The 11,624-nt window shown below is 70.8% G+C and carries 11 protein-coding genes; 7 read left to right on the forward strand and 4 right to left on the reverse strand.

All coding sequences use genetic code 11. The annotated features are described in order from the left end of the window. Positions 1 to 60 precede the first annotated feature (60 nt). Positions 61 to 942, forward strand: coding sequence for a formyltetrahydrofolate deformylase (gene purU, locus ACIBU0_RS18315; RefSeq protein WP_398819008.1), 882 nt, complete (start codon positions 61 to 63; stop codon positions 940 to 942). A gap of 165 nt (positions 943 to 1,107) precedes the next feature. Here purU and ACIBU0_RS18320 read toward each other — a convergent pair whose 3' ends face one another. Then, positions 1,108 to 2,550, reverse strand: a complete 1,443-nt coding sequence (locus tag ACIBU0_RS18320; RefSeq protein ID WP_398819011.1) for a zf-HC2 domain-containing protein — start codon at positions 2,548 to 2,550, stop codon at positions 1,108 to 1,110. Further along, positions 2,547 to 3,131, reverse strand: coding sequence for a sigma-70 family RNA polymerase sigma factor (locus ACIBU0_RS18325; RefSeq protein ID WP_398819014.1), 585 nt, complete (start codon positions 3,129 to 3,131; stop codon positions 2,547 to 2,549). The genes ACIBU0_RS18320 and ACIBU0_RS18325 overlap by 4 nt, the downstream gene beginning before the upstream one ends. Positions 3,132 to 3,531: 400 nt before the next feature. On the opposite strand from ACIBU0_RS18325, the gene ACIBU0_RS18330 reads away from it, so the two are divergent. Next, a complete protein-coding gene (locus ACIBU0_RS18330; protein ID WP_398819016.1) occupies positions 3,532 to 3,912 on the forward strand; it encodes an STAS domain-containing protein in 381 nt (126 codons plus the stop codon). Positions 3,913 to 4,063: 151 nt separating this feature from the next. Further along, a complete protein-coding gene (locus tag ACIBU0_RS18335; RefSeq protein WP_398819019.1) occupies positions 4,064 to 4,576 on the forward strand; it encodes an EF-hand domain-containing protein in 513 nt (170 codons plus the stop codon). A gap of 20 nt (positions 4,577 to 4,596) precedes the next feature. Here the strand turns inward: ACIBU0_RS18335 and ACIBU0_RS18340 are convergent, their stop codons facing one another. Continuing rightward, a complete protein-coding gene (locus tag ACIBU0_RS18340; protein ID WP_398819022.1) occupies positions 4,597 to 6,105 on the reverse strand; it encodes a class I adenylate-forming enzyme family protein in 1,509 nt (502 codons plus the stop codon). 123 nt (positions 6,106 to 6,228) lie between these two features. Here ACIBU0_RS18340 and ACIBU0_RS18345 point away from each other — a divergent pair, with 123 nt between their 5' ends. The 3 genes from ACIBU0_RS18345 (at position 6,229) to ACIBU0_RS18355 (ending at position 9,211) form a co-directional block, all read left to right on the forward strand. Beyond that, the gene (locus ACIBU0_RS18345) at positions 6,229 to 7,362 is read left to right on the forward strand and encodes an acyl-CoA dehydrogenase family protein (protein ID WP_398819024.1); all 1,134 of its coding nucleotides are present in this window, start codon (positions 6,229 to 6,231) and stop codon (positions 7,360 to 7,362) included. 3 nt (positions 7,363 to 7,365) lie between these two features. Then, positions 7,366 to 8,241: an acyl-CoA dehydrogenase family protein gene (locus tag ACIBU0_RS18350; RefSeq protein ID WP_398819027.1), complete on the forward strand. Its 876-nt coding sequence runs from the start codon at positions 7,366 to 7,368 to the stop codon at positions 8,239 to 8,241. 493 nt (positions 8,242 to 8,734) lie between these two features. Next, a complete protein-coding gene (locus tag ACIBU0_RS18355; RefSeq protein ID WP_398819030.1) occupies positions 8,735 to 9,211 on the forward strand; it encodes an ATP-binding protein in 477 nt (158 codons plus the stop codon). 393 nt (positions 9,212 to 9,604) lie between these two features. Here the strand turns inward: ACIBU0_RS18355 and ACIBU0_RS18360 are convergent, their stop codons facing one another. Further along, the gene (locus ACIBU0_RS18360) at positions 9,605 to 10,531 is read right to left on the reverse strand and encodes a cyclase family protein (RefSeq protein WP_398819033.1); all 927 of its coding nucleotides are present in this window, start codon (positions 10,529 to 10,531) and stop codon (positions 9,605 to 9,607) included. 96 nt (positions 10,532 to 10,627) lie between these two features. Between ACIBU0_RS18360 and ACIBU0_RS18365 the strand changes: the two genes are divergently transcribed. Beyond that, a complete protein-coding gene (locus ACIBU0_RS18365; RefSeq protein WP_398819037.1) occupies positions 10,628 to 11,539 on the forward strand; it encodes an SDR family oxidoreductase in 912 nt (303 codons plus the stop codon). Positions 11,540 to 11,624: the final 85 nt, after the last annotated feature.

Below are 11,624 nucleotides of genomic sequence, written 5' to 3' on the forward strand. Positions count from 1 at the left end.
GCGGTCCGCGTAACGGGACGCCTGTCCACCGGGGGCGTCGGATATGGGACCCTGTGCTGCATGAATGAGCAGTCCACCCGAGCCGCGGTCCCTTCCGACCAGTACGTCCTCACGCTCTCCTGCCCCGACAAGCAGGGCATCGTGCACGCCGTGTCGAGCTACCTCTTCATGACCGGCTGCAACATCGAGGACAGCCAGCAGTTCGGCGACCGCGACACGGGACTGTTCTTCATGCGCGTCCACTTCTCGGCGGAGGCGCCGGTGACGGTGGACAAGCTGCGGGCGAGCTTCGCGGCGATCGGGGACTCCTTCCAGATGGACTGGCAGATCCATCGGGCCGAGGAGAAGATGCGGGTCGTGCTGATGGTCAGCAAGTTCGGGCACTGCCTGAACGACCTGTTGTTCCGGGCCAGGATCGGCGCGCTTCCTGTGGAGATCGCCGCCGTGGTGTCCAACCACACCGACTTCGCCGAGCTCGTGGGGTCGTACGACATTCCCTTCCACCACATTCCGGTGACGAAGGACAACAAGCCGGAGGCCGAGGCCCGGCTCCTTGAGCTCGTGCGCGAGGAGAACGTGGAACTGGTCGTTCTCGCCCGGTACATGCAGGTGCTCTCCGACGACCTGTGCAAGCAGCTCAGCGGGCGGATCATCAACATCCACCACTCGTTCCTGCCGAGCTTCAAGGGTGCGAAGCCGTATCACCAGGCTCATGCCAGGGGTGTCAAGCTGATCGGTGCCACCGCTCATTACGTCACTGCCGACCTCGACGAGGGGCCGATCATCGAGCAGGAGGTCGAGCGGGTCGGGCACGACGTCACGCCGGATCAGCTGGTGGCGATCGGGCGGGATGTGGAGTGCCAGGCGCTGGCTCGGGCGGTGAAGTGGCATGCCGAGCGGAGGATTTTGCTGAACGGGCGGCGGACGGTGGTTTTCGCCTAGTAGCTCGGTTCACCTGTTGTCGGGCGACTGCGGGTTGTCTGTGGTTGATCGCGCAGTTCCCCGCGCCCCTTGGAGGTCGGTCCACTGGACGTACCTTTAGGGGCGCGGGGAACTGCGCGACCAGCCCCCACGCACCCGCAGCCGCCCGCGACGGAGAACTGCCCCCTACATCCGGCTCAAGCTCGCCGCCGCGAACAGCACATCCCTGATCGCCTCCCGGTCACCCAGCTGCCCGGCGGCAGCCTCCTGCGGCGAAACATGGCCGGCGGCCAATCGGCAGAACTCCCCACCATCCAGGGCGATATGGGCCACCTCATGCTCCGCGGAGCCCACCGCCGCCGGTGAGTCCAGCGGGATCAGCCACTCCCCACCACCAGAGCCCTCGATCTCCAGGCGCAGGCTGCGGCCGGGCTCCCCGGCAGGGACCAGGTGGCGGTAGGGACCCGGCGAAGGCGCCGCCAGGCCCGCGCGGCGGCGGGCCGCCAGGACCGTGGGGAGCATACGGGCCGCCAGGGCGACCATCTGGTGCAGGTCGCTGCCGGACGGCGGCTCGTACGGGTAGTCCACCGCCTCGGCGATGTCCTCCGCGTGCACCCAGCACTCGAAGGCGCGGTCCAGCATCGCGTCGTGCAGCGGCAGTTCGAAGTCGCCGTACGGCACGGACAGCCCGCCGGTGCCGCCGCCCGTGAAGGACACGGTGCGCACCAGGTCGTGGGTCTGCTCGCGCCAGGGCGTCCGGACGGCGCGCGTCGGCGGGTAGTGCGAGGCCCGCCAGTACGCCTCCGTGCGCGCCGACGGGGTCGGCCGGTCCGCGGTCACGTCGCCCATCGGGTCGTCCAGGCCCAGCGCGACCGCCACCAGCCCGTCGACCGTCATCAGATGCGCGATGACCCCGGCGACGGTCGTACGACGGCTCGTCGGCTCGTCCTTCTCGAACCACCGCAGCCGCACCGGCGCATGCCACTCGGCGTCGCCGAAGTCCTGCAGCAGGGCGTCGAGGCGGGCGGTCTCGGCGTCGTACGGCGTAGCCCACTCGGGCACCGGGATGCGTGGCGGGCGCCGCTCCAGGCAGCCCTCCAGGACGCGGGTGCGCAGGGAGGGGTCCAGGTCGAGGGTTTCGGAGGGGTGCAGCAGGCCGACGGCCTCGCGCAGCCGGCGCGCCTCGTCGGCGCAGAGGCCGCAGGTGCCGAGGTGCTCCTCGACGGCCGCCGTCTCCTCCGGCGAGCAGGCGGCCAGCGCCCACGCTCCGAGGAGCGACTTCAGGACCCGGTGTTCGAGGACGAGCGGGGGGCGGCGCGGTGCCGGGTCGGCGAGGTCTGCCAGGTCGAGGTCCTCCAGGTCGGGAAGGGGGCGTCCGGTGTCCTCGACGGAGGCGCGGGGCAGCGGTATGCGGGGTGGCTGGTCCGGGCCCGGCTTCGGGGCGGCGGGGTCGTGACCGTCGCCGTGACCGCTGTTCATGTCGTCGGCTCCGCGGGTGGGGCCCTCGGGGCCGTGATCGTTCTTGTCCCGGTCCTTGTCTCGGCCCTTGTCCTTGTCTCCGTCCTTGTCCCTGTCTCCCTCGGGGCCCTCGTGCTCGTCGTACACCTCGAACCGTCCCGCCTCGTTCACACCGCACCCCCGTATCCCGGCGGCGCCCCCGGGGCGGCTCCGGCGTCGTGGGCCGTGGAGAGCAGTTGCAGGCCCAGTCGGAGGCGGCGGCGGGCCTCGTCCTCGGTGACGCCGAGGTCGGCGGCGGTCTGGCGGTAGTCGCGGCGCTGGAAATAGGCCAGCTCCAGGGCGGCGCGCAGCGGGACCGGCATGGACTGGACGATGTAGTCGGCGCGGGCGGCGACCGCGGCGTGCCGCACCTTGCGCTCCAGTTCCTCGGTGGAGCCCTGCCCGGCCTGCACGAGGGCGGCGGTCTCGGTGGCGCGCAGCCGCTGCACGGCGAGGCGGCGGGTCAGTGCCGCGACCCAGGAGCGCAGCGGGCCCTGCTTGGGGTCGTAGGTGTCCGGATGCTCCCAGACGTGGGCGAAGACATCGCGGGTGAGGTGGTCGGCGGCGTGCTCGTCGCCCAGCACGGTGTGTGCGAGGCCGTGCACGAGCGAGGCGAACCGGTCGTAGAGCTCGCCGAGGGCGGCCGCCTCCCCACGCACGAGCCGCTGCTGCATCTTGCGGTCCCAGCGGGGCGGTGCGTCCTTCGTCGCCATACGGCCCCTCTCACCGGTCCGTCCTGCCCAGCCTGCGTCCTCCGTCTCCCCGAATGTAGTCGGCACGTCCGACAGCGCACGCCCCTTTGTCGCAAAGTGCGCCCCTTGAAGAGTCATGGCTGGTGACGCACCTCGCACTCGTGATAGAGGGCCTCGCATCCGACCCGCATCCGACCCGCGTCCGACCCGCATCCGACCCGCGTCCTCCCTCGCGTCCGGTCGGTTACCCGGCCGTCGCGTGATCAGACACGATCGAACAGGATCGAATGCGATTGAAACAAGCCTTTTCTGATCGCCGACCGTTTTCTGGAAGGTGTTTCAGGGAACAGCCGCTGGGCAGCCGCGCTGCAAGGAAGCGTAGGAGTCGCTTCCGTTTCGGCGAGTCCGGCGAGCGAGGGGCGTGGTGGTGACGTTGAAAGTGACCGGCGGCGAGCGCGGCGACTGGGCCGTGCTCCAGGTGTCGGGCGAGCTGGACCTGGTGACCTCGCCGGCGCTGCGCCAGCACGTCCATGACGCGGTGGCCGAGGGACGGCACAGCCTCGTCCTGGACCTCTCCGAGGTCATGTTCTGCGACTCCAGCGGCGTCGGCGTCCTCATCGCCTCGCGCCGCCTGATCCGCTCCTGCCAGGGCAGTCTGCGGCTGATACTTCCGGCGCAGGGCGCGGCGGAGGGGTCGCACGTCAACCGGGTCCTGGGGGCGCTGGGGGTGCGCCGGCTGTTCGACGTCTATCCGGACGTCGCGGCGGCGGTCGCGGAGGACGCCGGGCCGCTGTCGGCCTGACCGTCCCCGATTCCTCTGCAAGTGCCACACCGTTGTCCCAAAATTCCCCCGGTCTTGGCACAACCGCCGCTTTCTCGCGCCCGCACGGCTCCCGCCGTCGTACGCTCCGTGCGAGATACACCCCACGTGACGTAAGGCGGCCCGATAAGACATGGTCAGCAGCGAGTACGAACGCAGGATCGCCGCCCGGTTCGCCACCTTCGACCAGGACGGCAACGGCTACATCGACCGCGAGGACTTCAGTACGGCGGCCAAGGCACTGCTCGCGGAGTTCGGCGTCGCCGCCCGCTCCGACAAGGGCCAGGCGCTGTACGGCGGCGCCGAGGCGTTCTGGCAGGGCATGGCCGGGATCGCGGACCGTGACGGCGACCAGCGCATCACCCGCGAGGAGTTCGTGAACGGCGCGGTCAAGCGGCTGCGCGACAACCCGGACCGGTTCGCCGAGATCGCCCGCCCCTTCCTGCACGCCGCCCTCGACCTGGCCGACCCCGACGGCGACGGAGCCGCCACCGTCGCCGACACCGTGCGCGTGCTCGTCTGCCTCGGCGTCCAGGAGGACGTCGCCCAGGCGGCCGCCGCGGGCCTCGACCCGGACGGCGACGGCAAGGTGGCGGAGGGCGAGATCGTGACCGCGTTCGCCCGCTACTTCACCGTGCCCGAGTGACACCTGCTCCCGAGTGACCCCTATGCCGTTCCCGAGAAGCGCTCCCGGAGCTTGTACTTGAGCACCTTGCGCAGGGTCTCGTTGCGCGGAAGGGCGTCCACCACCTCCAGTTGCTCGGGCAGCTTGTGCGTCGACAGCCCTTCCCCGCGCAGGTACGACGTCAGCCCCTCCAGGGTCAGCTGCGCCGCGCCCTCCGGCTGCTCCACGACAGCGCAGACCCGTTCGCCGCGGTCCGCGTCCGGCAGCCCGATCACCGCCACGTCGCCGACCGCCGGATGCCGGTGCAGCAGGTCCTCGATCTCCTTGGCCGAGACGTTCTCGCCCTTGCGGATGATCACGTCCTTGAGGCGGCCGGTCAGCACCAGATGCCCGCTGTCCGTCAGATACCCGAGGTCACCGGTGCGCAGGAAGCCCTCCTCGTCGAAGGCCGCCGCCGTCTGTGCCGGATCCAGATAGCCCCGGCACACCGCCTCCCCGCGCAGCCGCACCTCCCCCTCCACGATCCGGATCTCCATCTGCTCCGGCGGCCGCCCCTCCGTCGTCGCCAGGTTCTCCGCGGTGTCGTCCGGCGCCCCCATGGTGATCATCGGCACCTCGGTCATGCCGTACCCGTGCGTGAGCTGCACCCCCATCTCGCGGACCACGGCGTGATAGAGCTCCGGTGGCTTCGGCGCTCCGCCGCCCGCCAGCAGCCGCAGGGACGGGACGGCCTTCCCGCCGCCCGGCTGCCTGCGCTGCTCGTTCAGGAACATCGAGTAGAAGGCCGTCGACCCGCCGGCGATCGTCACGCCGTGCCGGCGGTACCCCTCCAGCGCCTGGGGCAGCGCGAACTGCTCGAACATCACCGCGGGGAAGCCGTACAGCAGCAGCATCACCATGTAGTCCGGGCCGCCTATGTGGGCGTACGGGAAGGCGATGGACCCGATGTCGTCGGCCCTCGGGCGCAGTGCGTGCGCCAGGCAGGAGCCGCCCGCGATCAGCGAGCGGTCGGTGTGCAGGACGCCCTTGGGGTCGGACGTCGTCCCCGAGGTCCAGTAGATCCAGCGCACCGAGGTGCCCTCGGCGGGCGGTGGGGGCAGCACGGACGGATCGCCGTCGGGCAGGGTGCCGTACGCCTCGAAGATCCCCTTCGCGCCCAGTCGCCGCGCCATCTCGGTGTGGTCGAAGCCCCGCCACTCGCCCGGCACCGCGAAGAACTCCGCCTTCGACTCCCGCAGCGCGAAGCCGACTTCGCGGTCCCGGTAGAACGGGATGACCGGTGACTGGACGGCGCCCAGGCGGGCCAGCGCGAAGGACAGCAGGGCCGTCTCGATGCGGGTGGGCAGCTGCCAGGCGACGACCGTGCCGGGACGTACGCCCATGTCGTACAGGCCGGCCGCCACGCGCTCGGCACGCGCGCGTAGAGCGCCGAACGTCAGTGAGCGGTCGTCCTGGAGGAGGACGGGACGGTCGGGGGTCAGCTCGGCACGGCGTGCGACCAGTTCCCAGAGTGTGCGTGTGGAACCCAGGGCGTGTGCGGTCTCGTTCACGACAACCCCCTCGCATGCTGACGGTACGTCAGATCGTGCGGAGAGCGTAGGGCTCGGCGCCTTGCCGGTCCAGGGGTGCGGGGCTAGCCTGCCGGTAAATCTGACGAACCGTCAGGGGGTGGGATGGACCTCACGGACACGCCCGAAGAGGAGGAGTTCCGGGCGCGCTTGCGGGAGTGGCTGGGCAAGGCGCTTCCGGCGCTCCCGCCGAAGCCGTCCCCCGACGACTGGCCGGGGCGCCGCGCCTACGACCTCGGCTGGCAGCGCAGGCTGTACGACGCGGGATACGGCGATGTCCACTGGGGCTCCTCCCCGGCCGTCCGCCTCATCTTCCTGGAGGAGACCGAGAAGGCCGGCGCGCCCTATGTCGGCGCGGGCTTCGTCGGGCTGCTGCACGCGGGGCCGACCATCGCCGCCGAGGGAACCGCGGAGCAGCGGGCGCGCTGGCTGCCGCCGATCCTGCGCGGCGACGAGGTCTGGTGCCAGGGCTTCAGCGAACCGGACGCCGGCTCCGACCTCGCGGCGCTGCGCACGCGCGCGTGGCGGGACGGTGACGACTATGTGGTGAGCGGATCCAAGATCTGGACCTCCCACGCCGAAGTGGCCGACTGGTGCGAGCTGTTGGTGCGCACCGACCCCGAGGCGCCCAAGCACCGCGGCATCAGCTGGCTGGCCATGCCCATGGACGCGCCGGGCATCACCGTACGGCCGCTGAAGACCCTCGCCGGGTCGGCCGAGTTCGCCGAGGTGTTCCTGGACGAGGTGCGGGTGCCGGTCGCCCACCGGGTCGGGGACGAGAACGACGGCTGGCGCGTGACGATGGTGACCCTGTCCTTCGAGCGCGGCACGGCCTTCGTGGGCGAGGTCGTCGCCTGCCGGCGCGTGCTGCGCGAACTCGCCGCAGAGGCCCGTAGGAACGGCCGCTGGGACGACCCGGAGCTGCGGCGGCGGCTGGGCCGGCTGAACGCCGAGTTCCGGGCGCTGTGGCGGCTGACGCAGTGGAACGTGAGCGAGGCCGAGCTGACGGGCGGGGTGCCGGGGGTCGGGGGTTCGGTTTTCAAACTGAGGTATTCGCACGCCCGCCAGGAGCTCTATGACGCCGCGGCCGACGTCCTCGGGCCGGAGTCGCTGGACCTGGACCGGCCGTGGGTGCTCGACCGGCTGTCCTCGCTGTCGTACACCATCGCCGCCGGAACCTCGCAGATCCAGCGGAACATCGTGGCCGAGCGGATCCTCGGGCTGCCGAAGGGGCGGTGACCGATGCGTTTCCAACTGACCGAGGACCAGCGGGCGTTGCAACGGGGGGTGCGCGAGCTGCTGGCGCGGCGCTTCGGCCGGGAGGCGCTGCGGGCCGCCGTCGACGAGCCCGGCCGCCTGGACCGGACGCTGTGGCGGGAGCTCGGGGCGGCCGGGTTCTTCGCGCTACGGCTCCCGGAGGCGCGGGGCGGCGTCGGACTCGGGATGCCCGAGGCGGTGTTGGCCTTCGAGGAGGCGGGGCGGGCGCTGTTGCCCGGGCCCCTGGTGGCCACGCATCTCGCGGCCGGGGCGGTGCCGGGAGCGGCCTCCGGGGAGACGGTCGTGACCGCCGTCGGCAACGGGCTGGTGGAGTGGCTCACGGAGGCGGACGTCGTACGGGGGGACGCGGCGGGGGCCGTGCCGCTGCGGTCGGTCGATCCGCTGACGCCCGTGCACCGGGTTCCCGTGGCCCGCGACGTGGACCCCGTCGCCGTACTCCTCACCGCGGCCGAACAACTGGGCAGCGCCACACGCGCGTGCGAGCTGGCCGTGCAACACGCCCGGACCCGTGAGCAGTTCGGGCAGCCGATCGGCGCCTTCCAGGCGGTGAAGCACCTGTGCGCGGAGATGCTGGTCCGCACGGAAACGGCCCGCGCCGCCGTCTACGCGGCGGCCGTCACCGCCGACCGGGCCGACATCGACTCCGCCCGGCTGCTCGCCGACCAGGCGGCCCTGCAGGGCGCCCGGGACTGCCTCCAGGTGCACGGCGGCATGGGGTTCACCTGGGAGTTCGAGGTGCACCTGCATCTGAAGCGCACATGGGTGCGGACACACCGTGCGGGCACTGTCACGGAGAGTGAGGAGAGGTTGGCCGCCGGGCTTCTCGCCGAATCGACCTGAAGGCGCCTGGTCTGCTAAATCGCCGATCCCTGTCGCTCGGATGTCGCGGATTGTGGCATACCGGAATTACGGAGCGTTGATATCGGGTTGTGTCCTACGCGTGACTCGTCACGGCCTGGAGTCGGCGGTCCGCTCCGGTACCTTGTGTGAGATGCGAGTGGTTCCGAGCACGAGCCATGCCGGAGTTGCCCTTGAGGTGACTCCGGATCCGGCGGTGCGCGCCGTTTCTCGCAGGGCGAGAGGGCTTTCTGCCCCCGCCTGTTCGACTCTCCATGACAAGCGTCGCACAGTATGCCGCACGGGTACTCCTTCGCGCTGGAATATGCCCGAAGCGCTTGTTGGGGTGACTGTACGTCAACCATGCTGTCAGCTAAGGGATTCACGTTCTGTGACCCTGGCTTTGGCCATTGTTCTGGCCATGAAAAAAATGGCTAGGATCGTGGCCCTCGTGAGGCGCGGGGCTATGTGTCCGCCGGTTCGGATGGTGTGAACGGTGCAGGTGCTTCAAGTGCAGCTGGAGATCCGGCCCGACCCCGCTGAGGTGGGGCGAGCCCGGCGGTGGGCCCGCTCGCGGCTCGCCGGGTCCGGGATAGGGGTCGATGAGCCGCTCGCCGAGACGCTGATCCTGCTCGTCTCCGAGCTTGTCACCAATGCCGTGGTGCACACCGGTTGTCCGGCCGTACTGAGGCTGTCCCTGCCCGGTGTGGCCCAGGAGTGCGCCACCGTACGGCTCGAGGTGGCCGACCGCAGCGACCGGGCACCGGTGCCGCGGTGTGCCGACGGTGACGCGACGGGCGGCCGGGGCCTCGCGCTCGTCGACGGTCTCGCGGACCGCTGGGGCTGGAGCTCCGAGGGCGCCGGCAAGCGGATCTGGTGCGAGCTGGACCGCGCCGCGGAGGCGGAGGGCTCCGCTTCCGCCTACGGCAGCGGGGCGTCGGCGTACGAGGGGCTGGCGTACGAGGCGGTGTGAGGCGGTCTGGCGGGCGCACGGCTCGGCAACTCCGCCGGGTTCGGTGCACGGTTGCAGAAAGCGCTGTCTCCTCTGCTCGGGCCAGGCACTGGTGCGCCCGGGCATGCTTCTGTGCGCGCCCGCTGCAAATAGGGCTTAAGTAACAAATCCCCGGGTGGGTGTTGACGCGACGTGTCCGGTTGATCACGCTTGTGGTCAGCGATTCGCCGCGAGGGGACGACGAGGGTTTCGGTGACGGAAACCCTTGCCGAGTGTGGGTCGTGATTCGGCGTCGGTTCTCTCAGGGGCAGGGGGAGAAGGGGACCGGGGCGGGTACGCCGGAGTCGGATGGCGGCGCGGTGCCGTGCTCGGGGCGGTCACTGCCGCGCCGCCAGCCGACCTCGCTTCGGAACGTCAGAGCACGGCCACGGGTGCCACGGGAGTCCCCGTGCCGCCGACGAAGGGCTCGGGCATCGCGGACAGCAGGAATGCGTAACGGCCCTCTTGTCCACAGGCTGTGGACAACTCTTCGAGATTCCAGTTCTGGCCCTGGAGCATCCCCATCTCCACCAGGTCGAGCGCATGCACGGGCAGCCACAAATCCTCTGTCTCGGGCGGAAATATCTCAAACGTGAGGGTGTCGTTCGCCACGGCCGCCACATCGCGCGCGTGGAACCACTCGGGCGTACGGATGGACAGGCCGGGCGAGGGGTAGCCGTACGCGTGCTTGTCGCCGGCGAGGTACACCTGGATCTGCCCCGTCCGTACGAGCACGACGTCACCGGCACGCACGCGCGTGCCCGCGAGTTCCTCCGCCGCCTCCAAGTCCTCCGGGGTGACCGCGTGCCCGCCGTCGAGTCGTGTGACGCCACGCGCGCGTGCCACGTCCAGCAGGATCCCGCGCGAGACGATGTGCCGGGCTTTGTCGATGCCGCTGAACTCGGCGCCGCCGTGCGGGGTGATGGTGCCGGCGGGGCGGCCGTTGTAGAGGCGGCCCGAGTGCGAGACATGGGTGAGCGCGTCCCAGTGGGTGGCCGCCTGCAGGCCCATGGTCACGATGTCGTCGCTGCAGGCGACGGTTCCCGGGCCGAACAGCTCCTGGTTGATCTGCACCATGGCGTGCAGCGGGTTGACGCGCCCGGGGATCATCCCGGTCTGGACGCCGTCCTGGTGCAGGGGGAGGGCGAGGGGAACGCGGTGACCGGTGCGGACGCAGGCGGCCGCCTCGCGGACCACCTCCTCGGTGATCAGGTTGAGCGTGCCGATCTCGTCGTCGGAGCCCCAACGACCCCAGTTGTTCACGCGCTTGGCGATCTCGTGGAACGCGTCCGGCAGTGACATGAGTCCTCCCCGGGGCTTGTCTCCGCGTATCTGACGGGTCGTAGAATCGAGTTCGAATCTAACGGACCGTCAGAAACTGCGGGAAGGGGCCGGGGCATGGGGAACTTCTTGGCAGGCAAGGTCGTCGCCGTGACGGGTGCCGGGCGGGGGATCGGGCGGGCGGTGGCGTTGGCCGCCGCGGCCGAGGGGGCCCGGGTGGTCGTCAACGACTACGGGGTGTCCGTGGACGGCGTCTCCCCCACGAGCGAGGTCGCCGAGGGCGTGGTCAAGGAGATCGAGGCGGCGGGCGGGGAAGCGGTCGCCGTGGCGGACGACGTGTCGACGATGGCGGGCGGGCAGCGGGTCGTGGACGCGGCGCTGGCGGCCTACGGGCGGATCGACGGGGTCGTGTGCGTCGCCGGGATCCTGCGGGAGCGGATGCTGTTCAACATGACCGAGGAGGAGTGGGATCCGGTCGTCGCCACGCACCTGAAGGGGACGTTCACGGTGTTCCGGGCCGCCTCCGCGGTGATGCGGAAGCAGGGGGCGGGGGCCTTGATCGGGTTCACCAGCGGGAATCACCAGGGGTCGGTCTCGCAGGCCAATTACAGCGCGGCGAAGGGCGGGATCATCTCGCTCGTGAGGAGCGCCGCGTTGGGGCTGCACAAGTACGGGGTGACCGCGAATGCGGTGGCGCCGGTGGCCCGTACGCGGATGTCGGCGAACGTTCCGGTGGAGTTGGCGGAGATCGGGGAGCCGGAGGACGTCGCCGCGCTCGTGGTGTACCTGCTGTCCGACGGGGCGAAGGAGCAGGGCATCACCGGGCAGGTCTACACGGTCGCCGGGCCGAAGATCGCGGTGTGGGCTCAGCCACGGGAGCTGCGGGCGGCGTACGCCTCCGGCGGGTGGACGCCGGAGACGATCGCGGAGTTTTTGCCCGGGTCGGTGGGGGTGGATCCGATGCCGATGTTGGAGCGGGTGGAGGCGATGCGGAGGGCTGCCGCCGAGGGGGCGCGACCTAACGCCTGAGAGCTCGGGGGAGTCGGTTCCACGGCGGCTGCGGGTTGGTCGTGGCTGGTCGCGCAGTTCCCCGCGCCCCTGAGGTTGGAGACCT

Origin of the sequence: Streptomyces sp. NPDC049627, from assembly GCF_044465645.1 — a bacterium.
Taxonomy (GTDB): domain Bacteria; phylum Actinomycetota; class Actinomycetes; order Streptomycetales; family Streptomycetaceae; genus Streptomyces.

Coding starts and splice junctions, on each gene's coding strand:
- ACIBU0_RS18345 (WP_398819024.1), top strand. CDS start 6,229: ATGGACCTCACGGACACGCCCGAAGAGGAGGAGTTCCGGGCGCGCTTG.
- purU (WP_398819008.1), top strand. CDS start 61: ATGAATGAGCAGTCCACCCGAGCCGCGGTCCCTTCCGACCAGTACGTC.
- ACIBU0_RS18365 (WP_398819037.1), top strand. CDS start 10,628: ATGGGGAACTTCTTGGCAGGCAAGGTCGTCGCCGTGACGGGTGCCGGG.
- ACIBU0_RS18350 (WP_398819027.1), top strand. CDS start 7,366: ATGCGTTTCCAACTGACCGAGGACCAGCGGGCGTTGCAACGGGGGGTG.
- ACIBU0_RS18335 (WP_398819019.1), top strand. CDS start 4,064: ATGGTCAGCAGCGAGTACGAACGCAGGATCGCCGCCCGGTTCGCCACC.
- ACIBU0_RS18325 (WP_398819014.1), bottom strand. CDS start 3,131: ATGGCGACGAAGGACGCACCGCCCCGCTGGGACCGCAAGATGCAGCAG.
- ACIBU0_RS18360 (WP_398819033.1), bottom strand. CDS start 10,531: ATGTCACTGCCGGACGCGTTCCACGAGATCGCCAAGCGCGTGAACAAC.